Here is a 23,273-nt window from a genome sequence, read left to right on the forward strand (position 1 = left end):
CGGCATTTCCGCACGTCGCGGTAGTGGTATTGGCATTCTCCTTTTTTGCAAGTACCGTATCCATCGATGAGCGACCCAGTGCAAACCTCCTCAGGGATCCCGCTGAAACCGGTGTACGGGCCGGACGACCGGCGCGAAGAGCCGCCGGCGCCGGGGACGTATCCCTTCACCCGCGGAAATTTCGAGTCCGGCTACCGCGGACGGTTGTGGACCTTCCGTCAGTACTCCGGCTTCGGCACCGCCGAGGAGTCCAATCGGCGCTACCAGTACCTGCTGAGCCAGGGCGGCACCGGACTGTCGGTGGCGCTGGACCTGCCGACGCAATGCGGCTACGACTCTGACGACCCCGAGGTCGGCGAGGAGGTCGGCCGGGTCGGTGTCGCGGTGGACACCCTGGCCGACGCCGAGATCCTGTTCGATTCCATCCCGCTGGACAAGATCAGCACCAGCTTCACCATCAACGGCACCGCCGCCATCCTGCTGGCGTTCTACGTGGCGGCCGCCGAGCGTTCCGGGGTGCCACGGGCCAAGCTCACCGGCACCATCCAGAACGACATCCTCAAGGAGTACGCCTCCCGCGGGACCTGGATCTGGCCGCCCGAACCGTCACTGCGGCTGATCGCCGACACCATCGAGTTCTGCGCCGCCGAAGTACCGCGGTTCAACGCGATCTCGGTGGCCGGCGCGCACTTCCGGGACGCGGGCGCCAACGCCGTGCAGGAGATGGCCTTCACCCTCGCCGACGGCGTCACCTACTGCGACACCGTCGTGGAGCGCGGCCGGATGAGCATCGAGCAGTTCGCCCCGCAGGTTTCGTTCTTCTTCTACACCCACGGCGACTTCTTCGAAGAGGTCGCCAAGTACCGGGCCGGCCGGCGGCGGTGGGCCACGATCGTGCGGGAACGCTACGGCGCCGACAGCGACAAGGCGTCGATGTTCCGATTCGGCTGCGTGGCCGGCGGTGCATCGCTGTTCGCCCCGCAGGCCCAGAACAACCTGGTTCGGGTGGCCTACGAGTCGATGGCCGCAGTGCTCGGCGGAGTCCAGTCAATGTTCACCGCCGCCTGGGACGAACCGTTCGCCCTGCCCAGCGAGGAGTCCGCGACGCTGGCGCTGCGCACCCAACAGATCCTGGCCTACGAGACCGGAGTGACCCGGGTGGCCGATCCGCTCGGCGGCTCCTACTTCGTCGAGGCGCTCACCGACGCCACCGAAGAACGCATCATCGAGATCATGACCGACCTGGAGAACCACGGCGGCATGGTCCGCGCCATCGAAGACGGCTACCTGCAGGGCCTGATCGCCGACGAGGCGTTCAAGATCCACCACGAGATCGAGTCGGGCAGTAGGCCGGTCGTGGGCGTCAACAAGTTCACGTCCGACGAGCCGGCACCGGAGATCGCCACCTACGAGCTGGACGCCGAAGGCCGTGACGTCCAGCTCAAGCGGCTGGCGCGGGTCAAGGCCGAACGCAACGCCGACGACGTCGCCGCCAAACTCGCAGCGCTGTCGCGCGCCGCCGAGGGCGACGTCAACTTGATGCATCCCCTGATCGACTGCGCCAACGCCTACTGCACGGTCGGCGAGATGGTCTCGGCGCTCAAGGACGTCTGGGGCGAGTTCCAGCAACCGGTGGTGTACTGATGACTTCTCCGCAATCTCCCTCCGCAGCAGCCGTCCCGGCCCGTGTCCTGGTCGCCAAACCCGGTCTCGACGGCCATGATCGCGGGGCCAAGATCGTCGCCCGGACCCTGCGCGACGCCGGCTTCGAGGTCATCTACACCGGCATCCGGCAACGCGTCGAGGACATCGTCTCCACGGCCCTGCAGGAGGACGTGGCGGTAGTGGGGCTGAGCATCCTGTCCGGCGCGCACGTCGCCTTGACCGGTCGCATCGTCGACGCGCTGCGCGCCGCGGACGGCGGGGACATCGCCGTCGTGGTCGGCGGCACCATCCCGCAGGGCGACGTACCCAAGTTGTTGGAAGCCGGTGCCGCAGCGGTCTTTCCCACCGGAACGTCCTTGGATGATCTGGTGACCGGGGTGCGCGAGGTGGTCGAGAAGGCGGAGGCGCGCTAGCCATGCGACTTGGGGTGATGATCGGCGCCGAACGCGGCGATATGGCGCGCAAGGTCGCCAAGCTGATCTCCGACATCGAATGGGCCGACACGGCGGGGCTGTCCACCGCGTGGATGCCGCAGGTGCCCGACGACTTCGACCTGCTGACCATGGTGGCGCTGATGGCATCGCACAGCACCCGAATCGAACTCGGCACCGCCGTGGTGCCCTTGCAAGCTCAGCACCCCATCGCTCTTGCCCGCCAGGCACTTTCGGTGCACGCCGTGTCCGGTGGCCGGCTGGCGCTGGGTGTGGGGCCGTCGCATCACTGGATCATCCGCGACATGCTCGGTCTGCCGTATGACAAGCCCGCTGCCTACACCCGCGACTATCTTCAGGTGCTGGGCGCCGCCCTTGCCGGCCCCGGACCGGTGGACGTCGAGAACGATCACTTCACCGTGCACAACCCGACCGCACTGGGCGCCGACACCAAGATGCCGGTGCTGGTGGCCGCCCTCGGCCCGGTGATGTTGCAGATCGCCGGCGAGCACGCCGACGGCACGTCGCTGTGGATGGCCGACGAGAAGGCGATCGCCGAGCACATCGCCCCGAAGATCAACAAGGCCGCGGCCGATGCGGGCAAACCGCAACCGCGCATCGTGGCCGGCATTCCCGTCACCCTGTGCGCCAATTCCGAGATCGAGGCCGCCAAGGATCGTGCCAACCGCATCTTGGCCGAAGCCGAGACTTCGCCCAACTATCAGCGGTTGCTGGACCGCGGTTCGGCCCGCAATGTCGGCGACCTGTGCGCGGCCGGCGATGAGGAATCGATCCTGAAGCGGTTCAAGCAGTTCGCCGACGCCGGAGTGACCGATCTGTCGGTGCGGCTGCTGCCCATCGGCGACACCCGGGATGAGTTGATCGCCTCCAAGTACCGCACCCGCGAGGTGATCGCCGAACTAGCCAAGGCCGTGTAGGTGAGCGGACCGCTTGCCGGAATCCGCATCCTCGAAGTGGGGGTGATGCTGGCCGGCCCGTACGCCACCATGCTGCTGGCCGACCTCGGTGCCGAGGTCATCAAGATCGAACCGCCGGGCGGGGAGATCTCCCGCCAGGTCGGCCCGAGCTACTTCGCCAGCCTCAACCGCAACAAGACCAGCATTCAGCTGGATCTGGCGTCGGAGGCCGGGCAGGCCGCACTGGGTGAGCTCGTTGCCGAATCCCATGCGTTGCTGGTGAATATGAAGCCGTCGGTGATCCGCCGGCTGGGGCTGACCTATGAGTCGTTGCGGCGTTTCAATTCGCGGATCGTCTGCGTCGCGCTGACCGGGTTCGGCCTGGACGGCGGTGACGAACCGGCCTTCGACTACGTGATCCAGGCCGCCACCGGGATCGCCGCGATGACCGGCGACCCGGATGCGCCGCCGACCCTGCCGGGCTACTCCTCGGCGGACAACTCCACCGGGCTGACGGCGGCGCTGGGTCTGCTGGCGCAGATCGTCAGCGGCCGCGGCGGGCAGGTGGAGGTATCGCTGCTGGATGTGATGCTGTCGCAGCTGAACTACCGGGCGTCGGCCTACCTCAACGACGGTGTCGAACCGCAGCGGAACCCGCATGGTGCGCACTCGTATTACGTTCCCGCGCAGCTTTTCCCGACCGCCCAGGGGTATCTGGCGTTGTTCGTCACCCATGACGGGTTCTGGAAGGCCTTTGCCACGGAAGCTGGTATTGAGGGCTTCGTGACGATGGCCGAGCGTGCGGCCCGCCGTGACGAGGTGCTGGCGGTGGTCACCGCCGCGCTTGCCGGTGACACCGCGGTAGGTTGGGAGACGCGGCTGCGTCCGCTGGGCATCCCGGCGGCGGCGGTGCGCACCCTGCCCGAAGCCCTCAAGGAGCATCCGGAAATGGTCGTCACCGCAGGTGATTTCCGCCTGGTGGGCAGCCCGATCCGGGTCGCCGGGTACGAACCGTCCTACCGGCCGCCGCCGGCTTTGGGTGATTAGCGCTCCGGCGCCGGCTCAGACCGTGACGATCGATGCCGACGCCGTGCCAGGTGCGCCGTAGACCTGCGCGAATCCCACCTTCGGGCCCCCGGGCACCTGACGGTCACCGGCCTGGCCGCGCAGCTGCAGTACCAACTCGTGCAGCTGACGCAGTCCCGAGGCGCCGATCGGTTCGCCGTTGGCGATCAGCCCACCGTCGGTGTTGACCGGCAGTGACCCGCTGATCTCGGTTGCCCCGTCGGCCAGCAGCTTCTCCTGGTCGCCGTCGGCGCAGAAGCCGCACTCGGCCATGTGGATGATCTCGGCGCCGGCGTCGGTGTCCTGCAACTGGACCACGTCGACGTCGTCCGGTGTCACGCCGGCCTTTTCGAAGGCGGCGCGGGCCGCGTAGACCGTCGGTGACACGTCTTCGGTGATCGGAGCCGAGGTCGCATGCACCTCGTAGGCGCCGTAGGTGCGGGTGCGGATCTCGGTGGCCTGCAGGTAGACCGGCTTACCGCTGAAACGGTGTGCGATGTCGGCGCGACACATGACCACTGCGGCCGCACCCTCGTCCGGTGCGCAGAACATGAATTGGGTGAGCGGGTAGTTGAGCACCGTCGAGTCGAGGATGGCGTCTTCGGACATCGGCTTGCGCCGGAATGCGTTGGGGTTCAACGCGCCGTTGCGGAAGTTCTTGGCGGCGACTTTGGCCAGTGTGCGCGCCGAGATGCCGTGGTCGTGCAGGTAGCGGTTTGCCTTCATGCCGAAGAACTTGGTGGTGACGAACTGCCCGTTCTCGGCGTACCAGGCCGGCAGGGCCAGCTTGGCCGGGTCGTCGGTGAACGCACCGCGGGGGTGTTTGTCCATGCCGATTGCGATGCCGATGTCGTACTTGCCGGACCGGATGTTGTCGGCGCAGACCTGCGTGGCGGTGGCCGCGGTGGCGCAGGCGTTGAACACGTTGGTGAACGGGATGCCGGTTAGGCCGACCAGCCGTGTCACCGCATCCGGATTGGAGATCTCGTAGCTGCCGCCCACGCCGAACTGGATGTCCTTCCACTGCGCCCCGGCATCGGCCAGGGCCAAGTGGATGGCCTCGGCGCCCATCTGCATCGCGGACTTGTCGAAGCGGCCGAAGGGGTGCAGGCCGACCCCGATGATCGCCACATCGTTGTTCGCTACCGTCATGGTCCAGGTCTCCTTAGACGGGCTGGAATGCCCAGGTGAGAATCTCGGTTCCGTCGTCGTCGACGTAGAACGGCACCATGGTCAGTTCGACGTTCATGCCGAATTTCAGCTTGGCGGGGTCGGATTCGGTCAGGCGAGCCTCGACCTGGACCACATCACCGAGTCGGACCAGCCCAACTCCGTAGGGAGTGAAGCCTTCGGCAGTCTCGCCGCCGGCGTAGGGCAGCTTCGGGACGAAGCCCTGAGTGGTCCAGGCCTCCAAGATGCCTTGGCGGGGAAGCAACAGGTCCTGCATCTGCGGGCCGCTGCATCGCGGGCAATGATCCTGGCGGGGCCACACCGTGGCTTGGCAATCCGCGCACTGGCTGCCGATCAGAGCCAGGTTCTCGTCGGGCCAATTCGTGACGTCGGGAGCGAGGGCCTTACGCATCCGCGGCGGTCTTCCAGGCGGACACGCACAAAGTGGAAATCACATTCTCGATTAGAGCATACGTGCGTACTGCTAGGGAAGCCTGAACGGACCATCCGGCGCGTGCGGTGGCGGAACCGGGCGCGCGAGGGTGCGCAGAATGTCAGTTTTCTGCGGCGTGTCGCGTGCAGACGCGCACGCTCAGGCGGGTGGGGGTCCCCCCCTTGCGGGGGCGTGCCCCCAGCTCGCGCAGGAAAGGGTCTACTACTTGGCGAGGCCGTGGGCGCAGAAGTCCCAGACCTCGTCGGCGGTGATCGGGTGGGCCGCCGGATCGTCGGATTCGGCACTGGACTGTGCCACGAACATGACGGTCTGCATGATCATGGCCGCCATGCGCCGGGCGTTGACGCCCTTGCGCAGCTCACCGGCCGCGTCGGCGGCTTCCATCAGTTCGGTGAGCAGCGTCAACAGCGGGGTGAAGGCCACTCGCACTTCGGTGGGGTGCGAGACCAGCAGGCGCGGTGCGAAATCGGTGAACAGCGGCCGCTTGGCCGAGGGGTCCGGCCGAGACAGCTCGAAGAGCAGCTCGACCGCCACTTTCAGCTGCTCCAGCGGCTTGCTCTGGCCCTCGGTGGCGGCACGGATCTGGTCGGATGTGCGCACCAGGGCGTCTTCGAAAAGTGCCAGCAGCAGCTCGTGCTTGCCGTTGAACTGCAGGTAGAAGCTGCGCAACGACTGCCGGGAGCGCTCGACGACCTCTTGGACGGTGAAGTCGGTGCTGCCCTTTTCGATGATGATGGCTTGGGCTGCGTCCAGGAAGCGCTGAACGCGCTGGGCGGCCCGCAACCGAGCGGTCTTGATCGACCGCTCGACCGCCCGCTGCTTCCAGACGGGCTCTTCTTCCGGGTTACTCACCAGCGGCTCCGAGGGTTGCCTTTTTGGGAGAACACGAATGCACCCTACCGGAGAACAGGCCCGGATCGACGTCGGCTATTGCGGCGCTGCCATCCCGGTGGAGAAGATGGTAACTTTCCTGGAACGAGAAGACCATTCTCGCCAATTGCCGGCGCGGGCGGAGGGACCCCATGTACATCGACTACGAGGTCGCCGATCGGATCGCGACGATCACCCTGAACCGACCCGACGCCGCCAACGCCCAGAACACCGAGCTGCTCGACGAGCTCGACGCGGCGTGGACGCGCGCCGCCGACGACGATGACGTCGCCGTCATCGTGTTGCGCGCCAACGGCAAACACTTCTCGGCCGGTCACGACCTCAAGGGCGGCGGCCCGGTGCCGGACAAGATCACCCTGGAGTTCATCTACAAGCACGAATGCAAGCGCTACCTGGAGTACACGCTGCGGTGGCGCAATGTGCCCAAGCCGTCGATCGCCGCGGTGCAGGGCCGCTGCATCTCCGGTGGGCTGATGTTGTGCTGGCCCTGCGATCTGATCATCGCCGCCGACGACGCCCAGTTCTCCGACCCGGTGGTGCTGATGGGCATCGGCGGCGTCGAATACCACGGGCACACCTGGGAATTGGGTCCACGCAAAGCGAAAGAGATGTTGTTCACCGGTCGGGCGATGACCGCGCAGGAAGCCGAGCAGACCGGCATGGTCAACCGGGTGGTTCCGCGTGAGCAGCTGGACGCCGAGACCCGCCAACTCGCCGAGCACATCGCCACCATGCCGTCGTTCGCACTGCGCCAGGCCAAACGTGCGGTCAACCAGACCCTCGACGTGCAGGGTTTCCATTCGGCGATCCAGTCCGCGTTCGACATCCACGAAACCGGTCACGGCAATGCGCTGTCGGTATGCGGTTGGCCGATTCTGGTGAACCTGGACGAGATGAAGTCTCAGGTCAAATAGTCGCTCCGCCGGATCCGGCCCGGCGGTTTGGTTCTCGGGGAATCTAACGATTGAGGCGAGCGGCACCTGATGGCACCGTGGTACCCACATGTACCGACGTGTGGAAGGTGTTGGAGTGGCCGAGAAGACGACCGAGCCGGTGCGGCTGCCGCCGGTAGCGCCGATCCCGAAGCCGCTGGCTGCACTGCTGTTTCTGACCGCTCGCAAGACCGCGATGCGGGCACTGGGGAAGCGCTACGGTGGCGCATTCTCGCTGCGTCTGCCGATCGTCGGACACGCGGTGGTGCTCAGCGATCCGGTGCTGGTCAAAAACCTGTTCACCACCCACAGCGACCTGGTGGGTCGACCCGGCAATCTGGGGGCGGTCTTGGGGCCGGGCTCGACCTTCAGTCTGAACGGTGCCCCGCATCTTCGGCGCCGCAAACTCTTGGTGCCCCCGTTTCACGGCAAACGGATGAGCGGCTACGAATCCATCGTCGAAGAGGAGGTGCTGCGCGAGATCGCAACGTGGCCGCAAGGCCGCGAGTTCGCCACCCAACCGTCGATGATGCGCATCACGCTTAACGTGATCCTACGTGCCGTATTCGGTGCTCAAGGAGCCGAATTCGACGAACTGCGCGAGGTGCTGCCGACTTTGGTGGAGTTGGGGTCGCGGCTGGCGGTGCTGCCGCCGCGGGCACGACGCGATTTTGGCCGACTGAGCCCGGGCGGGCGCTTCGGAGACTATCGACGACGTTACGACGCGCTGATCACGAAACTGATCGACACTGCGCGCAATTCGCCTGACTTTGCCGACCGTACCGACGTCCTGTCCCTGCTGCTGACGGCCCGCTACGACGACGGGCAGCCGATCAGTGACGTGCATATCGCCGATGAGCTGCTGACGTTGTTGGCTGCCGGTCACGAGACGACGGCGACCACGCTGGCGTGGGCGGTGGAGCGACTCCGCCGCCATCCGGATGTCTTGAATCGCTTGGTGACCGACGTCGATTCCGGCGGATCGGACCTGCTACAGGCGGTGATCTGGGAAGTGCAGCGGACCCGATCTGTCGTCGAGGGGACCGGGCGCATCACTCGTACGCGGATCAAATTGGGCCCGTGGGTCATTCCGGAGAACCACGCGGTGGTGGTGGCTTTCCGGTTGGTGCACTTCGCCGAGGGCAACTTCGCCGATCCCGAGGTCTTCGACCCGGATCGGTTCGTCGGCAATCCGCCCGACACGGCACTGTGGATCCCCTACGGCGGTGGGGTGAACCGTTGCGTGGGCGCCGCGTTCGCCAACATGGAGATGCTGGTCACGCTACGTACGCTCTTGCGCCACTACGAGCTCGTTCCGACCACGGCCAAGGGGGAGCGTCACCACTCCCGAGGCGTCACTACCGCCGCGGGACGCGGCGGTCTGGCGGTGGTGCACCGGCGCGACACCGGCGGGCCGGTGGTCACCGACCTCACCGCAGCTGGGAACGCAGCTGGCGTTTGAGCACCTTGCCGTAGCTGTTCTTGGGTAGTGCGTCGACGAATTCGTAGCGCTTGGGCCGTTTGAATCGCGCGATACGTTCCAGCAGGTGACTGTCCAACTCGGCAACCGAGGCGTCGCCCACGATGAAGGCGACCACGATCTCGCCCCACTCGGGGTCGGGGGCGCCCACCACGCCGGCCTCGCTGACACCGGGATGGCTCAGCAGTGCCTCTTCGACTTCGCGCGGGTAGATGTTGCTGCCACCGCTGATCACTACATCCTTGGAGCGGTCGCGCAGGGTGAGGCATCCGCGGGCGTCGAACGAACCTTTGTCGCCGGTGAACAGCCATCCGTCCCGGATGGCTTCGGCGGTGGCGGCCGGGTTGTTCCAGTAGCCGGTCATGACGACATCGCCGCGACAGACGATCTCGCCGACCTCGCCGGCGAGTGCTCGGCTGCCGTCCTCGCGCAGGACCGCGACCTCGACGCCGGTGCGCGGCCAGCCGACCGACCCCAGGATCGCGTCGTTGCCCAGGTGATCGGCGCGGCGCAGGCCGGTGATCGTCATGGGCGCTTCGCCCTGGCCGTAGAGCTGGGCGAACACCGGCCCGAACGCGGTCATCGCCCGCTTCAAGTCCCCGAGATACATCGGCCCGCCGCCGTAGACAATGGTGCGCAGGTTGGCCGGGCGCCCGCGGCCGGTGGCTACCAGTCGGCTGACCATCGTCGGCGCCAAAAAAGCGGTGGCGCCGCGATGATGCCCACACAGGTCGAGGAATTCGGTCGCGTCGAACGAGCCCGATGCCGGTACCACCTGGCGGGCTCCACGCAGTACGTAGGGCGCGATGTAGAGCCCCGATCCATGCGACATCGGCGCGCCGTGGATCAGGCTGCAGTCGGCGTCGGGGTCATCCAGGTCGGCCAGATGCGCCAGCGTCATCGCCATCAGGTTGCGGTGGGTGAGCATGGCGCCCTTGGAGCGCCCGGTGGTGCCGCTGGTGTAGAACAGCCACGCCAGCCGGGACGGATCCGGGTTGACCTCGCGGGCGGGAGGGCAAGCCATCCGGTCCAGGTATGTTGCGCCGCCGATGGTCTCGACGGGCGCAGCAACGAGGCCTACCAGCCCTGGCGCCAGCTTCGGCGACGCGAAGATTAGCGCTGGACCGGCGTCGTCGATGATCTGGGCCATCTCCCGCGGGTGCAGCTTGTAATTGAGCGGAACCACAACGCAACCGGCCGCCCAGGTGGCGAACATCAGCTCAATGATCTCCGGCCGGTTCTCGCTAGCGATCGCGATCCGGGCGCCGGCTCCCGCCACCCGGCCTAGCGAGGTCGCCAGCCGCCGTGCCCGATCGGCCAGCTCGCTCCAGGAGTGCAGCTCACGCTCGCCGTGATACACCGCGCCCCGCTCCCCGAACCGGGTTGCGGCCTGGTCTAGCAACGTGAACAGGTTCACCGTTGCACCCAGTCGGAGTCGAGGCCGAAGTCGGAGAGATATTTGGTCGAGCTCCAACCCCCGTCGACGACGATGGTCTGGCCGTTGATGAAGGAGCCGGCCTCCGAGCACAGGAACGCCACGGTGCCCGCGATGTCGTCCACCCGGCCCAGTCGCGGCGACGGCGTCATCTCGGCGTTGAGCTTGCGGAACCGGTTGTCGGACAGGCGTTGCTGCACCATCGGGGTCACGGTGACTCCGGGGGCCACCGCGTTACAGCGGATGCCCTGGGCGCCGTACTGGCAGGCGATGTGGGTGGTCAGCGCGGTCAGCCCGCCTTTGGCGGCCGAGTACGCCCCGCCGCGCAGCCCGCCCACCACGGCGAAGGTGGAGGTGATGTTGATGATCGCCGATCCGGGCTGCAGGTGCGGCAGCACGTCACGCGTTAGCCGGAACGGCGCCCGCAGCATCAGATTCAGGAACTGGTCCAGGGTGTCGTCGTCGGTCTCGTGCAGCGGTTTGGGGCTGCCGATACCGGCGTTGTTGATCAGATAGTCCACCCGGCCCCATCGGGACAGGGCGGCGTCGAGGATCTGCTGTGGCGCCTGATCGGCGGTCAGGTCGACCGCCACGGTGGCGATTCGGTCGGGATCGATGCCGGACTCCTGTAGCTCGGCCGCCAAACCGGCCAGGCGTTCGGTGTCGCGGCCGGTCGCCAGCACCGCCATCCCGGCTTCGGCAAGCTTTGCCGCGCAGCCGAACCCGATTCCGCTGCTGGCCCCGGTCACGATCGCCACCTGCATGATCTACTCACCTACCTCTGCGTGGGACAGCTCTGCCCGGATCTGCGCCTTGACCACTTTGCCGGCATCGTTTTTAGGCAACGCATCCCAGATCAGCACCTGCTCAGGGGTTTTGAACCGCGCGACGCCGCGGTCGGCCAGCATGGCGCGCAGCTCGGCGACACCCGGAGGGGCCGGGCCGGCCGGCACGATCACCGCGCAGGCACGCTCGCCGGTGCGGGCATCGGGGATCCCCACCACCGCGACCTCGGCGATCTGCGGATGACCGATCAGGATGTCCTCCACCTCGCGCGCGGAGATGTTCTCGCCGTTGCGGATGATCACGTCCTTGAGTCGCCCGGTGACGAGCAGGTAGTCCTCGTCGACCCACCGGCCGAGATCGCCGGTCGCGAAGTAGCCCTGTTCATCGAAGCAGCCGAGTTCGTCGTCGCGGTGCTGGTAGCCCAGCAGCATCTGCGGGCCGCGGACGTAGATCTGTCCTTCGCCCGGTGGAGCGCCGGGGTGAGGGACCAGCTTGATGTCGGCGATCCCGGCCTTGCCGTCGGTCTTCGCGGCGTGGGCAAGGTCGCGGGCGCCCAACGATCCGACCGTGCTGACCGGAACCTCGCTGGACCCGTACACCCGGGTGACGACGGCGGTGTGAAAGTAGCCCGCCGCGTCGCGGATCAACGACGCCGGGACCGACGCTCCGCCGCAGACGAAGAGCTTGAGATCGGGCAAGCGGGTGCCGGCATCGCGTGCGGCGGCGAGCAACTGGGCCAGAAACGGCGTCGCTCCCGCCACGTGGGTGCAGTGCTCGGCGAGCATGAGCGCTACCGCGGCATCGGGATTCCAGGTGTCCATCAGCACGGCGGTAGTGCCCAGCAGCAGGGGGACTTCGAATGCGTAGATCGATCCGCCGATGTGGGCGATGGGGGACGGGACCAGGAACCGGTCGCCGGGCTCGATCATCCAGTGCCGCCCCAGCTGGCGTATCAAGGCGTTGATCGAATTATGGCTGTGCAGAACACCCTTGGGATGTCCGGTGGTGCCGGAGGTGTACAGCAGCATGCGGGCCGCATCGGCATCCACGGCCGGCAGCGCGACGGGTTGCCCAATGCCGTGCAGCAGGGTGCGGAAGTCGGTGTGCCCGGTCGAGGCCCCACGCACCACCACCACGTCGGGCGGATCGGCAAGGTCCGCGGTCACCCGGGTCAGCATCGCCGCGTGGTCGTGGCCGCGGAACCGCTCGGGCACGAACAGCATTCGGGTGTTCGAATCGGCCAGGATGAAGGTCAGTTCCGCATCGCGCAGCGACGGCAGGATCGGGTTGACCACCATCCCGGCCAGCGTCGCGGCCAGATACACCGCGGCGGCTTCATGCCAGTTCGGCAGCATGAATGACACCACACTGCCGGGGGCCATCCGCTCCAGCATCGCGCCGGCCAGCGCCGTCGCCTGCATGTGCAGCTCCCGGCAGGTCAACTGGGTCTCGCCGTCGATCACCACGACGCGGTCCGGGGTCTGTTCGGCCGCCTCTCGCAGGGTGTCGGCCAAGGTGGTTGAGACCCACAGGCCCGCAGCGTAAGCGTCAGCGGCCTGTGCGGCGGTGAGGCGGGGTGTCACGGGCCGCTCGGTCCCGGGACCCGGTGCAGCGTCATCGAGTAGCGATAGTCGTCGCCGGCATGGGTGTTCACCGTCACCTGGGCGATCTCACCCTCGGAGGTGGTGTAGCTGCGCTGCATCTGTAGCCCGGCGGTGCCAGGATCGACGGCCAGGGCAGTGCCGAGTTCCGGGGTGATGATCACTGCCCGGATGTGTTGGCGGACTTCGACGATGCTGACCCCGAACACGTCCTCGATCAATGGGAAGATCGGGCCGGAGTGGCGCTGCAGCAGCCGGCCGACTCCGGCGAACGCGCGGTTGATGTAATACTCGGTCCGACAGATCGGCGTGGCCTGCCCCTGCGTGCGGCGGTTGCCGCGCACGGCCAGCCATTCGGTGCCCACGGGCAGGCCGGTGCGTGCGGCGACATCTGCGTCGAGGGTGACCATGGCGTTGGAGTCGATCTCGAACCGTGCGCCGGCCGCGAATGCCACCAGGTCATCGATCGAGACCACGTCTTGGGCGTAGCAGTTGGTCGCGGCGCGGGGGATCACCACCGTCCCCGCGCGGGGACGCGAGACGACGAGGTTGTCCTCCCGCAGTCGTCGCAGCGCCTCGCGGACCGTGTAGCGGCTGACGTTGAACCGTTCGCACAGTTCATGTTCGGTGGGCAGCTGCGAACCGATCGGGTAGACCCCGTCGGCGATCTCCTTGCGCAGCGCCCGCGCGACCTTCAGATAGCGGTGGTCGGTCACGAGCCGACCGGGTGCAGTGCCAGCACGCTGCCGTCGCCGTCGGCCGAGACGAACAGGGCGCCGTCGCGACCGCGCGCGATGCCGGCGAACGGGCCTTGGGGGCCGGAGAACGGCGGCATTCCGTTGAGTGGTTTCGGTGTCACGCCCGGTGGCGGCCCGATCGGCAGCCCCTCGGCGATCACCTGCGGTGTCCCGGTGTCGAGGTCGACGGCGAGCACTTGGCGGGTTCCGGCGTCGACGACGTAGAGCGTGCGGTCTGCCAGCGTGATCCCTTGCGGCCGAACAAGTCCGTCGACTACCGGCGCAGCCCCCGAGCCGCTGATGCGCAGCACCCGGCCCGCCCCGGATTCGGCCACCAGGTGCGTCCCGTCGTGTGCGACCTCGATCCCGACCGGACCGTCCAGGTCGCGGGCCAGCACTTCCACCGCGCCGGCGCGCACCCCCAATACCCGGCCGGTGCCGAACTCGGTGACCGCGATACCGGCGGGTCCTACCGCCACCCCGTAGAGCTGGTCGAAACCGTCGGCCAGCACCTCACTGGACGAATGTGCCGGCACATAGCGGGCGACCTGCCCGCCGGAGGTGGTGACGACGAATTCGCCGGGGCCGACGGCGGCCACGCCCCGCACGAATCCGGGATAGCCGGGGCTGAACAGCATTCCGAAGGCTTCCAGCCGCCCGCCCGTGTCGACGGCATAGAAGTAGGTGCCGTCGGCGACAAACAGGGCGCCGGTCTCATCGATGGTGAGATCCAGCGGCCAGTTCAGCCCGCCCGGCAGCACCGTGGATGTCTGCCCGTCGCCGGCGATTTCGGTGATCTCGCCGGTGAAGTTGGAGACGAATAGCCGCCCGTCGACGAAGGTGCAGTTGTCCAGTCCGGGATGCAGCTGCGCCAGCACGGTGGATGTACCGGTGCGCGGATCGATGCGCAGTACCTGTCCGCTGGCGGCCTGGGTGGACACGATGAAGCCGTCGGCGTCGAACTTCACCGAGTCCGGTACGCCCAGATCGCCCGCGACCCGTTGCGGCGCGGCATCGGTGGCGAAGGGATCGATGCGCCAGATCTCGTTGGCAGTCATCACCGGGAAGTACAGCAGGCCGTCGGGCCCCACCTCCATGGCGTTGGGCGACGGCAGGTTCTCGGCCAGGATGCGCCTGCCGCCGGTGGCCCGGTCAAGTTCCATCAGGCGCCCGCCCTCGCGGCATTCGCCGACGAACAGCCGGTCTTGGTGCACGGTGATGCCGTTGGCGCAGGGCAGGTCGTCGCGCAGGACACGGCTGCGGCCGGAGGCATCGAGCGCACTGACCCGGGCGTCCATTACCTCGGTGGCGTACAAGGTGCCGCTCGCGTCGAAGGCGACATCGTCGGGGGCGACGACGTCGCTGCCGCGCGCGCTCACGACCGTCAACTCGCCGGTGGTCACGTTCAGTGCGCTGATCTGACTGCCGGTTACCTGCGCGATGTAGACCCGCCCGTCCGGTCCGGTTCGCAGCCCGTTGGCCCCGAACAGCCGGCTCGGTTCGGTGAGCCGTTCCAGTCGCCAGCCCGGCGCCGCGGCGGGGGTGCCGGCCAGCTCGCGAGGGAGTGGCAGGGAGGCAGTCATGACTCCGGACGTTATCAAGCCCAGTTAGTCCAGACAATAGTTCGCAGAATGGCGGCTATCCGACCTTGACGCATGAATAACCGCTGCGGAATAGTGTTCTGCATTACGCAGAACGGAGTATTTTGTCCGAACAAATGATGGCGGGGGGCCACGGGGTGGCGGGGGAGGCTCCGGGGTACGGACCGCTGAGCGGGGTGCGGGTGGTCGATCTGACGACCATGGTGATGGGCCCGTACTGCACGCAGATCATGGCCGACATGGGTGCCGACGTCATCAAGGTCGAGCCCCCGGAGGGCGACGCGACCCGCTACATCTCGGCCGGTCCGGCACCCGACATGAGCGGGGTGTTCGTCAACGTCAACCGGGGCAAGCGCAGCGTCGTGCTGGATCTGCGCACCGTTGCCGGGCGGGCCGCGATCACCGCACTGATCGGCCGGGCCGACGTGTTCATTCACTCGATGCGGGCCAAGGCGATGGCCAAACTGGGCCTGGGCTACGCGCAGGTGGCCGCGCTCAACCCGGGGATCGTCTACACCAACTGCTATGGCTACGGGCGCCGCGGCCCGGCCGCCGATCGCCCCGCCTACGACGACACCATTCAGGCCGAGTGCGGGCTGCCCGCGGTGCAAGAGCAGCTCACCGGCCGGGCCGACTACGTCGGCACCATCATGGCCGACAAGATCGCCGGACTGACCGCCCTGTACGCCACGATGATGGCGCTGTTCCACCGGGAACGAACCGGACAGGGCCAGGAAGTCGAAGTCGCCATGTTCGAGACCATGGCCTCGTTCATGCTCGTCGAGCACGCCAACGGTGCGATGTTCGACCCGCCGCTGGGCCCGGCCGTCTACCCGCGCACGGTGGCGCCCAACCGGCGGCCCTATGCCACCAGCGACGGCCAGATCGCCGCGCTGATCTATAACGACAAACACTGGAACGCCTTTATCGGTGCGGTGCAGCCGCCCTGGTCCTCCGAGCAGTACGCCACCTTGGCGCAGCGGGCCCGGCAGATCGACACCATCTACGGGCTGGTGGCGCAGACCATGAAAGAGCGCACCACCGCCCAGTGGTTGGCGCTGTTCGAGGAGCTGGAAATCCCAGCGGCCCCGCTGAACTCGCCCGGGGCGTTGTTCGACGATGCGCACCTCAACGCCGTGGGTCTGTTCGAAACCGTGGACACCCCCCACGGCCCGGTCCGCTTCCCCGGGGTGCCCACCTGGCTGTCGCGGACCCCCGGCCGGGTCGCCGGCGCGGCCCCGGAACTCGGCGCGCACACCGCGGCGGTGTTCGCCGAACTTGGACTCGAGCAGGAAACGGCATGACCCTCGACTTCGACATGGGGACACGCGCGGGCGAGCTACGGGCCCAGCTGCGCGAGCTGATCGGACGTGAGCTGCCCGAACGCTTCCCGGGTGCGTTCACCGACGACCCCGCAGATCTTGCTGCCGCACAACGGTTCTGCCAGGTGCTGGCGGAGCAGGATCTGCTGTGTCTGTCCTGGCCGGAGGAGTTCGGCGGGGCGGGCGCCTCGGTGTGGGAGCAGACCGTGGTGCGCGAGGAGATGTGGGCGCATCATGAGCCGCGCGGGGCGCAGTACATGGGGGTGAACTGGGTCGGACCGATCATCATGCGGCACGGCACCGCCGAGCAGCAGCGCCGCCACCTGCCGCCGATCGCGGCCGGCGAGGTGATCTGGTGCCAGGGCTTCTCCGAACCCGAAGCCGGGTCCGATCTGGCCTCGTTGCGCACTCACGCCCGCGGTGACGGTGACGGCTGGCTGATCAACGGGCAGAAGATCTGGACCTCCTACGCGACCATGGCGCAGTGGTGCTTCCTGTTGGTGCGCACCACCCGGGTCGGTGAAGGATCGGTCACCAAAAAGCAGCAGGGCCTGACGGTGTTCCTGGTCCCGATGGACAACCCCGCCATCACCGTCCGGCCACTGGGCACCATGATGGGCCCGCACCACCTCAACGAGGTGTTCTTCGACGACCTGCGCGTCACCGACGCCGACGTACTCGGCGAACTCGACGCGGGCTGGTCGATCGTGGCCGACGTGATGGCCTTCGAGCGCGTCGGAATCGCACGCTACGCGCGCTGCGAACGGCTGCTTGCCGCGGCGCCGCATGCCCTCGGGTCGCGATGGGAGACCCTGCCCGGCGAGGTGATCGCGCGATGGGTGCGGATGCTCACGCATTGCCGCCGGGCCCGGCTGATGGCCTACCGGGTGGTGTCGTTGCAGGCCAGTGGCCGCATAGCGCCCGGTGACGCCGCCGCCTACCGGATCGCGGTCACCCGGCTAGACCAGGAAAGTGCCGAGGTCCTGATGGAGATCGCCGCCGAAGCCCCCGACAGCCCACAGGCACAGTGGTATCGCCAGGAGGTCGAAGACCACTGGCGCTACTCGCAAGCGGCCACGGTGTCCTCTGGCAGCATCGAGATGCAGCGCATCCTGCTGTCGCGCGCCCTGCTGGCGGAGGCGCGATGAATCTCGAACTCGGCGGGGACGCACAAGAATTCGGGCAGGCGGCGCGTCGCGCCTTCGAAGCGGCCGGCGGCGACGATCTGGTGCTGCGCGCCGACGCCGACCCCGGCTTGCGCGAGCAATTGGTCGGCCCGATCCTGCGGGGGCTGGGAGCATTCGAGCTGAAGCCCCGCGCCGACGCCGACGAACTCGAGGCCGCCGCCGCGCTGTGCCGCAGCGCCGGCTACTGGGCGCTGCCGTACCCGGTGGCCGAATGCCTCTCTGCACCGGACGATCTCGACGTTGACGGGCTGATCGTGGTGGCCGATCATGCCCCCGCCGGCGTGGTGGCGGGACTGTCGCAGCGGTGGGCCGCGGTCACGCTGGCCGGGGTGCGCAGCACCGTGGTGGGGCAGTCGGAGGCCCGGCCTGCACTGGTGGCGGAGCTGAGCCTGGCGCGGCTTGACGACGCCGGCGTCGGGGATGTCGCGCTGGCGCTGACGCTGCCCTGCTGGACGCTGCTGGGGATGCTGGACCGGGCAATGGATCTGACGATCGCCCACGTGCGGCTGCGCGAACAGTTCGGCCAGGCGCTGTCGGCGTTTCAGGGCGTGCAGTTCCAGCTCACCGACGCCGAGGTGGAGCGCGCCGGGGTGGACATGCTGGCCAAATACGCGCTGTGGAGCATCGCGACCGGGCGACCCGAAGCCACCGATGACGCGCTGGCGCTGCGATCGGCGGCGCTGGAAGCCGCCGAAGTGGTGTTCCGCGTCTGCCACCAACTGCACGGCGCCGTCGGGTTCTGCGATGAGACCGCCCTGTCGTGGCTGTCGCGCTACAGCCAGCCGCTGCGCCGCCTGCCGTGGGGGTTGTCGGCCACCCGCGATCGGCTGGCCCGCCGCACTCAGCGGACCGGACTGGCGGGACTCTACGCATGAAATACGATCTGCCCCAAGAAATCACCGTGACCGGCGACGGCCCGGTCCGCACCGTCACGATCAACCGGCCCGACGAGCTGAACAGTGTCAACGCCAACCTGCACTGGGGCCTGGCCAACGTGTGGCGCCAACTGGCCGCCGACAAGGCGGTCCGGGTCGTGGTGCTGACCGGCGCCGGGCGGGCATTCTCCGCCGGCGGCGACCTGAACTGGATCACCACCTTCCTCGACGACGAAGCCGCCCGGGACGAGAGCATCCGCGAAGGAGCGCAGATCGTCGAAGAGATGCTGCGGTTCCCGCTGCCGATCATCGCGGCCGTCAACGGCCCCGCCGTCGGACTGGGCTGCAGCGTGGCGGTGCTCTGCGACATCGTGTTGATTTCGCAGAGCGCCTATCTCGCCGATCCGCACGTCGCGGTTGGGTTGGTCGCCGGTGACGGGGGAGCCGCCCTTTGGCCGCTGATCACCCCGATCCTGCGATCCCGCGAATACCTCTACACCGGCGATCGCATCGATGCGGCCACGGCCGTCGAGCTGGGACTGGCCAGCCGCACGGTGGCCCCCGAAGAGCTGCTGCCGCAAGCACATCAGCTGGCCGACCGCCTGGCGGCGCAGCCGCCCGAGGCGCTGCAGGGCACCAAGCGGGTGGTCAACATGTACCTGTCGCAGATGCTGGCCGGGCCGCTGCAAGCCGGGTTCGCCGCCGAGGTGACGACCATGAAGTCCGACGAACACCGGCAGCGTTTGCTGGCCTTCGCAGAGCGGTCAAAGCGGCGATGACCCCCGATTTCCGCGCGCACGTACGCCAGTGGTGCCGCGACAACATCCCCGCGGACTGGCGCCGCGCCCAGACCGGCGTGAGTGAGCAGGAGTTCGTCGACTTCCAGCGCGGCTGGTTCGCCACCCTGCACAGCGCCGGGTTCGCGGTCCCGCACTGGCCGCGCGAATGGGGCGGCGGGATGTCCGTGGCCGACCAGGCCGTGCTGTACCAGGAGCTCGCCGCCCACGACGCGCCCCGGCTGGTGCTGGCCTTCGTCGGCATCCACCACGCCGCCGCCACCCTGCTGGCCGCCGGAACACCGGAGCAGCGCAGCCGGCATCTGCCCGCGATCCTCGACGGCGAGATCTGGGTGCAGGGCTTCTCCGAACCGGAGGCCGGCTCGGATCTGGCATCGCTTCGCACCACCGCGCGCCGGGTGGGCGACGGCTCGAAAGACTGGGTGGTGAACGGCCAGAAGCTGTGGGCCAGCGGTGCGAGCCACGCCCAATGGTGTCTGCTGCTGGCCCGTACCGACCCGGACTCCCCCAAACGCAAAGGCATCTCATATTTCCTGCTGGACATGGCCACCCCCGGCGTGCAGGTGCGCCCGATCCGCAATGCCGTCGGTGACCAGCATTTCTGCGAGATCTTCCTCGACGATGTGGTCATCCCGGCGGCCAACCTGATCGGGGCGGAGAACGCCGGCTGGCAGGTGGCGCAGGCGACCCTGGGTGCCGAGCGCGGGATGACCATGCTCGAGCTCGCCGAGCGGTTGGGCTGCGCCGGTTTTCGGTGGCTGGTGCAAGCCGCGCCCACCGATGACCCGGTGGTGGCCGATCGGCTGGCGCAGCTGGAGACCGAGATCACCGGACTGCGCGGCATGTGCCGCCAACTGGTGCACGACGTCGAAGCCGGCATCGCCGGGCCGGCCGACGCTTCGATCGTGAAGCTCTTCTACAGCGAGCTGCTGCAGCGGCTCACCGATTTCGGTGCTGAGATCGGTGGGCCGGCGGCCCACACCGTGCTGGGCAAACCGCTGTCCAGCGGCTGGGAGTCGGGATCGTGGGTGCTGGACTTCATCGGCTCCTGGGAGTGGACCATCCCCGGCGGCTCCAGCGAGATTCAGCGCACGATTATCGGCGAACGTGGTCTCGGCCTGCCGAGAGAGCCGAGCATGCCGTGACCACAACCGATTTCGCCGAATTGCACGATGACCTGCGCGCGGTGGCGGCCGACGTACTGGACCGTGACCCCGTGGTTGACTGGTCCACCGTCGTCGACGCCGGCTGGGTGGGCTTGGAGGTTCCCGAAGCCCTCGGCGGCGCGGGGGCCAGTTTCGCCGAAGTCGCGGTGATCTGCCAGGAACTGGGTCGCGCCGCCGCGGCGTCGCACTATCTGGGCTCTGCGGTGTTGACGGTGGGCTTGCTGAACAGCCTGCAGGACAGCGAGGTCCGCGACGGGCTGCTGGCCGACGTCGCCGCCGGACGGGCCCGTGTTGCTGCGGTGATCGGCGGATCGTTCACCCTCGACACCGATCGCCGACTGACCGGACAGGCCGACTTCGTGCCGGACGCCGCCGGCGCCGACCGGCTGCTGGTGGCGGCCACCGACCCGGGCGGCGCCGACGTCATAGTGGTGGCCGAAGGCCTGACCATCACCGCGCAACCATTGCTCGATGAGACTCGCAGCGTCGCCACGGTGACCGCCGACGGCATCAAGGTCGAACGGGTGCTGCGCGCCAACGGAACAGCGGCGCTGCATAATCGGGCTGCGCTGGCGGTGGCCTGCGACAGCCTCGGGCTGGCTGAGGCGATGCTGGCCGCCACCGTGGACTATGCCAAGACCCGCACCCAGTTCGGCCGGCCGATCGGATCATTCCAGGCCGTCAAACACGCCTGCGCGGACATGCTGGTGAAGACCTCGGTGGCCCGGGCCCTTATCCGCGAGGCCGTCAATGCATCAGACGCCGACGCCGACACGGCCGTCGCCATGGCGAAGTCCTACGCCTGCGCGGCCGCCGTCGACGTGGTCGGCAAAGCACTGCAACTGCATGGCGGCATCGGCTACACGTGGGAGAGCGGCATCCACGTCTACCTCAAACGCGCCACGTTCAATCGGTCGCTGTTCGGATCCCCGGCAGCGCACCGTCGTCGTCTCGCTCAACGGTATTAACAAGTCAAGCAAGGAGTTTCGAGAAGTGGGTGTGCCCGTCTATCGCCGGATCCTGGAACTGTTCGAGGCCGAAGGCGTCAACACGCTGTTCGGCATCCCCGACCCCAACTTCGTGCACATGTTCGTCGAGGCCGAACAACGGGGCTGGTCGGTGGTGGCGCCGCATCACGAGGAGAGCGCCGGGTTCATGGCCGAGGCCGCCTCACGGATGACCGGCCGACCGGGCCTGTGCATCGGCACCCTGGGCCCGGGGGTGGCCAACATCGCCGGCGCGATGATGTGCGCGAAGGTGGAGAACTCCCCGGTGGTGTTCCTGGGCGGCCAGCGTGCCCGCATCACCGAGCGGCGGGTGCGGCGCGGACGCATCCAATTCGTCCGCCAGGAAGAGCTTTTCACACCGTCGGTGAAGTACAGCGCGTCGATCGAATACGCCGACCAGACCGACGAGATCGTGCACGAGGCCATCCGCCGCGCCATGTCCGGCACCCCCGGACCGGCCTATATCGAATACCCGTCGCACGTCATCCTCGAAGAGCTCGATGTAGCCGACCCGCCCGAGCCACACCGCTATCGGCTGGTGAATCAGCGGGCCGGAGCGCCCGAAGTGGCGCAGGCCGCCGAGATCATCCGCAAGGCGTCCAGCCCGATCCTGCTGGTGGGCCACGGCGTACACACCTCGCGCAGTGCGGCCGCGGTCGCCGAGCTGGCTCAGCTGATGGCCTGCCCGGTGATCCAGACCTCCGGCGGCACCGCTTTCATTCCCTGCCTAGAAGAACGTACGTTCCCCTACGGCTTCTCCACCGCGGCAGTCGAGGCCGTCGCCGGGTCGGACGTCTGCGTGGCGCTGGGCACCGAGCTGGGGGAGCCGGTGCACTACGGCACCACCCGGCACTGGGCCGACAAGAACGGCGAGCGCAAGTGGATCTACGTCGAACAGGACCCGCTGGCGATCGGGGTGAACCGGCCGGTGGACGTAGCCTTGGTGGGCGACCTGCGGGGCATCGTTCCGCAGCTGGTCGAGGAGCTCAAGGGCAATCCCCGCGTCCCTTCCGCGGATCTGGACCGGTGGATCAAACAGGACGCCAACCAGCTCGCCGAACTGGCCGAAACCGCACCGGCTGGTCGTTCCCCGGTGCATCCGGCGCGCTTCGTGGTCGAGGCCACTCGGGCTTTCCCGGCCAACGGCATCATGGTGCGCGACGGCGGCGCGACGGTGATCTTCCAATGGACCTATTCGCAGGCCAAGCCGCACGACGTGATGTGGAATCAGAACTTCGGGCACCTGGGCACCGGATTGCCCTATGCCGTGGGCGCCTCGGTCGCCGAGGGCGGCAAGCGACCGGTGATGTTGCTGACCAGCGACTCGGCCTTCTTGTTCCACATCGCCGAGCTGGAGACCGCGGCCCGGCTGGGCCTGCCGTTGGTCTGCGTCGTGGGTGTGGACCACCAATGGGGTCTGGAAGTCGGCGTCTACAAGCGGACCTTCGAGCAACCCTCGCCGCAGCCCGGCGTGCACTGGGGCAAGGACGTCCGGTTCGACAAGATCGCCGAGGGTATGGGCGCACGCGGGGAGTTCGTCGACGACGAAACGCAGATCGGGCCGGCCATCGAGCGTGCTTTCGCCGCCGGCGGGACCGCGGTGATCCACGTCTGCATCGACCCCAAGGCCAACTCCGAAGAGATGCCCAACTATGCCGAGTTCCGTACCTGGTACGCCGAAGGGACCCAGTAAACGAGAATGCTATTCTCGTTTCCGGCTAACAACGTGCACGCGCTGATGGGCTGGAGGAAAC

General features: G+C 67.8%; 21 protein-coding genes. 13 read left to right on the top strand and 8 right to left on the bottom strand.

Features of this window, described 5'->3' with window-relative positions; all coding sequences use genetic code 11:
* Positions 1 to 66: 66 nt before the first annotated feature.
* Genes ACKY0X_RS03560 through ACKY0X_RS03575 form a run of 4 tightly spaced genes read left to right on the top strand, consistent with a single transcriptional unit; the run spans position 67 to position 4,060 of the window.
* The gene (locus tag ACKY0X_RS03560; protein WP_409428331.1) at positions 67 to 1,644 is read left to right on the top strand and encodes a methylmalonyl-CoA mutase family protein; all 1,578 of its coding nucleotides are present in this window, start codon (positions 67 to 69) and stop codon (positions 1,642 to 1,644) included.
* The gene (locus ACKY0X_RS03565; RefSeq protein WP_409428332.1) at positions 1,644 to 2,078 is read left to right on the top strand and encodes a cobalamin B12-binding domain-containing protein; all 435 of its coding nucleotides are present in this window, start codon (positions 1,644 to 1,646) and stop codon (positions 2,076 to 2,078) included. The genes ACKY0X_RS03560 and ACKY0X_RS03565 overlap by 1 nt, the downstream gene beginning before the upstream one ends.
* Positions 2,079 to 2,080: 2 nt before the next feature.
* Entirely contained in the window at positions 2,081 to 3,034 is a 954-nt protein-coding gene (locus ACKY0X_RS03570) for an LLM class F420-dependent oxidoreductase (RefSeq protein ID WP_409428333.1), read from the top strand.
* The gene (locus ACKY0X_RS03575; RefSeq protein WP_409428334.1) at positions 3,035 to 4,060 is read left to right on the top strand and encodes a CaiB/BaiF CoA transferase family protein; all 1,026 of its coding nucleotides are present in this window, start codon (positions 3,035 to 3,037) and stop codon (positions 4,058 to 4,060) included.
* 15 nt (positions 4,061 to 4,075) lie between these two features.
* Here the strand turns inward: ACKY0X_RS03575 and ACKY0X_RS03580 are convergent, their stop codons facing one another.
* From ACKY0X_RS03580 to ACKY0X_RS03590, 3 genes are all read right to left on the bottom strand, one after another.
* Positions 4,076 to 5,230 (bottom strand): thiolase family protein, encoded by a 1,155-nt coding sequence (locus ACKY0X_RS03580; protein WP_409428335.1) that lies wholly within the window; start codon positions 5,228 to 5,230, stop codon positions 4,076 to 4,078.
* Between the two features lie 13 nt (positions 5,231 to 5,243).
* The gene (locus tag ACKY0X_RS03585) at positions 5,244 to 5,660 is read right to left on the bottom strand and encodes a Zn-ribbon domain-containing OB-fold protein (RefSeq protein ID WP_409428336.1); all 417 of its coding nucleotides are present in this window, start codon (positions 5,658 to 5,660) and stop codon (positions 5,244 to 5,246) included.
* Between the two features lie 243 nt (positions 5,661 to 5,903).
* Entirely contained in the window at positions 5,904 to 6,554 is a 651-nt protein-coding gene (locus tag ACKY0X_RS03590) for a TetR/AcrR family transcriptional regulator (RefSeq protein ID WP_233428688.1), read from the bottom strand.
* Between the two features lie 170 nt (positions 6,555 to 6,724).
* On the opposite strand from ACKY0X_RS03590, the gene ACKY0X_RS03595 reads away from it, so the two are divergent.
* A complete protein-coding gene (locus tag ACKY0X_RS03595) occupies positions 6,725 to 7,507 on the top strand; it encodes an enoyl-CoA hydratase (RefSeq protein WP_046282619.1) in 783 nt (260 codons plus the stop codon).
* 115 nt (positions 7,508 to 7,622) lie between these two features.
* Entirely contained in the window at positions 7,623 to 8,987 is a 1,365-nt protein-coding gene (locus ACKY0X_RS03600) for a cytochrome P450 (protein ID WP_409428337.1), read from the top strand.
* Here the strand turns inward: ACKY0X_RS03600 and ACKY0X_RS03605 are convergent.
* Genes ACKY0X_RS03605 through ACKY0X_RS03625 form a run of 5 tightly spaced genes read right to left on the bottom strand, consistent with a single transcriptional unit; the run spans position 8,956 to position 15,147 of the window.
* Positions 8,956 to 10,422 (bottom strand): AMP-binding protein, encoded by a 1,467-nt coding sequence (locus ACKY0X_RS03605; protein ID WP_409428338.1) that lies wholly within the window; start codon positions 10,420 to 10,422, stop codon positions 8,956 to 8,958. The two genes, ACKY0X_RS03600 and ACKY0X_RS03605, sit on opposite strands and share 32 nt — an antisense overlap.
* The gene (locus ACKY0X_RS03610; RefSeq protein WP_409428339.1) at positions 10,419 to 11,204 is read right to left on the bottom strand and encodes an SDR family NAD(P)-dependent oxidoreductase; all 786 of its coding nucleotides are present in this window, start codon (positions 11,202 to 11,204) and stop codon (positions 10,419 to 10,421) included. The genes ACKY0X_RS03605 and ACKY0X_RS03610 overlap by 4 nt, the downstream gene beginning before the upstream one ends.
* Before the next feature lie 3 nt (positions 11,205 to 11,207).
* Positions 11,208 to 12,809 (bottom strand): AMP-binding protein, encoded by a 1,602-nt coding sequence (locus tag ACKY0X_RS03615; RefSeq protein ID WP_409428340.1) that lies wholly within the window; start codon positions 12,807 to 12,809, stop codon positions 11,208 to 11,210.
* Positions 12,806 to 13,543 (bottom strand): GntR family transcriptional regulator, encoded by a 738-nt coding sequence (locus tag ACKY0X_RS03620; RefSeq protein WP_409428341.1) that lies wholly within the window; start codon positions 13,541 to 13,543, stop codon positions 12,806 to 12,808. Before ACKY0X_RS03620 ends, ACKY0X_RS03615 begins: the two co-directional genes overlap by 4 nt.
* Positions 13,540 to 15,147: an SMP-30/gluconolactonase/LRE family protein gene (locus ACKY0X_RS03625; protein ID WP_409428342.1), complete on the bottom strand. Its 1,608-nt coding sequence runs from the start codon at positions 15,145 to 15,147 to the stop codon at positions 13,540 to 13,542. The genes ACKY0X_RS03620 and ACKY0X_RS03625 overlap by 4 nt, the downstream gene beginning before the upstream one ends.
* A gap of 134 nt (positions 15,148 to 15,281) precedes the next feature.
* Between ACKY0X_RS03625 and ACKY0X_RS03630 the strand changes: the two genes are divergently transcribed.
* Genes ACKY0X_RS03630 through ACKY0X_RS03660 form a run of 7 tightly spaced genes read left to right on the top strand, consistent with a single transcriptional unit; the run spans position 15,282 to position 23,212 of the window.
* On the top strand, positions 15,282 to 16,469 hold the full coding sequence (locus tag ACKY0X_RS03630) for a CaiB/BaiF CoA transferase family protein (RefSeq protein WP_409428343.1): 1,188 nt from the start codon (positions 15,282 to 15,284) through the stop codon (positions 16,467 to 16,469).
* Positions 16,466 to 17,635, top strand: coding sequence for an acyl-CoA dehydrogenase family protein (locus ACKY0X_RS03635; RefSeq protein WP_409428344.1), 1,170 nt, complete (start codon positions 16,466 to 16,468; stop codon positions 17,633 to 17,635). Before ACKY0X_RS03630 ends, ACKY0X_RS03635 begins: the two co-directional genes overlap by 4 nt.
* Positions 17,632 to 18,549, top strand: coding sequence for an acyl-CoA dehydrogenase family protein (locus tag ACKY0X_RS03640; RefSeq protein ID WP_409428345.1), 918 nt, complete (start codon positions 17,632 to 17,634; stop codon positions 18,547 to 18,549). The genes ACKY0X_RS03635 and ACKY0X_RS03640 overlap by 4 nt, the downstream gene beginning before the upstream one ends.
* Positions 18,546 to 19,328 carry an enoyl-CoA hydratase/isomerase family protein gene (locus ACKY0X_RS03645; RefSeq protein ID WP_409428346.1) on the top strand — a complete coding sequence of 261 codons (783 nt, stop codon included), beginning with the start codon at positions 18,546 to 18,548 and terminating at the stop codon, positions 19,326 to 19,328. Before ACKY0X_RS03640 ends, ACKY0X_RS03645 begins: the two co-directional genes overlap by 4 nt.
* On the top strand, positions 19,325 to 20,491 hold the full coding sequence (locus tag ACKY0X_RS03650) for an acyl-CoA dehydrogenase family protein (protein WP_409428347.1): 1,167 nt from the start codon (positions 19,325 to 19,327) through the stop codon (positions 20,489 to 20,491). The genes ACKY0X_RS03645 and ACKY0X_RS03650 overlap by 4 nt, the downstream gene beginning before the upstream one ends.
* Entirely contained in the window at positions 20,488 to 21,480 is a 993-nt protein-coding gene (locus ACKY0X_RS03655; RefSeq protein ID WP_409428348.1) for an acyl-CoA dehydrogenase family protein, read from the top strand. The genes ACKY0X_RS03650 and ACKY0X_RS03655 overlap by 4 nt, the downstream gene beginning before the upstream one ends.
* Before the next feature lie 25 nt (positions 21,481 to 21,505).
* Positions 21,506 to 23,212, top strand: coding sequence for a thiamine pyrophosphate-binding protein (locus ACKY0X_RS03660; RefSeq protein ID WP_409428349.1), 1,707 nt, complete (start codon positions 21,506 to 21,508; stop codon positions 23,210 to 23,212).
* The last annotated feature ends 61 nt before the right edge of the window (positions 23,213 to 23,273 follow it).

The sequence above is a fragment of the Mycobacterium sp. SMC-11 genome, from assembly GCF_046250095.1.
GTDB classification, from domain to species: Bacteria; Actinomycetota; Actinomycetes; order Mycobacteriales; family Mycobacteriaceae; genus Mycobacterium; species Mycobacterium heraklionense_A.

Excerpts from the sequence above, each read along its gene's own strand:
- ACKY0X_RS03560 (WP_409428331.1), top strand. The coding sequence starts at position 67 with ATGAGCGACCCAGTGCAAACCTCCTCAGGGATCCCGCTGAAACCGGTG.
- ACKY0X_RS03565 (WP_409428332.1), top strand. The coding sequence starts at position 1,644 with ATGACTTCTCCGCAATCTCCCTCCGCAGCAGCCGTCCCGGCCCGTGTC.
- ACKY0X_RS03570 (WP_409428333.1), top strand. The coding sequence starts at position 2,081 with ATGCGACTTGGGGTGATGATCGGCGCCGAACGCGGCGATATGGCGCGC.
- ACKY0X_RS03580 (WP_409428335.1), bottom strand. The coding sequence starts at position 5,230 with ATGACGGTAGCGAACAACGATGTGGCGATCATCGGGGTCGGCCTGCAC.
- ACKY0X_RS03585 (WP_409428336.1), bottom strand. The coding sequence starts at position 5,660 with ATGCGTAAGGCCCTCGCTCCCGACGTCACGAATTGGCCCGACGAGAAC.
- ACKY0X_RS03595 (WP_046282619.1), top strand. The coding sequence starts at position 6,725 with ATGTACATCGACTACGAGGTCGCCGATCGGATCGCGACGATCACCCTG.
- ACKY0X_RS03610 (WP_409428339.1), bottom strand. The coding sequence starts at position 11,204 with ATGCAGGTGGCGATCGTGACCGGGGCCAGCAGCGGAATCGGGTTCGGC.
- ACKY0X_RS03625 (WP_409428342.1), bottom strand. The coding sequence starts at position 15,147 with ATGACTGCCTCCCTGCCACTCCCTCGCGAGCTGGCCGGCACCCCCGCC.
- ACKY0X_RS03630 (WP_409428343.1), top strand. The coding sequence starts at position 15,282 with ATGATGGCGGGGGGCCACGGGGTGGCGGGGGAGGCTCCGGGGTACGGA.
- ACKY0X_RS03635 (WP_409428344.1), top strand. The coding sequence starts at position 16,466 with ATGACCCTCGACTTCGACATGGGGACACGCGCGGGCGAGCTACGGGCC.
- ACKY0X_RS03640 (WP_409428345.1), top strand. The coding sequence starts at position 17,632 with ATGAATCTCGAACTCGGCGGGGACGCACAAGAATTCGGGCAGGCGGCG.
- ACKY0X_RS03645 (WP_409428346.1), top strand. The coding sequence starts at position 18,546 with ATGAAATACGATCTGCCCCAAGAAATCACCGTGACCGGCGACGGCCCG.
- ACKY0X_RS03650 (WP_409428347.1), top strand. The coding sequence starts at position 19,325 with ATGACCCCCGATTTCCGCGCGCACGTACGCCAGTGGTGCCGCGACAAC.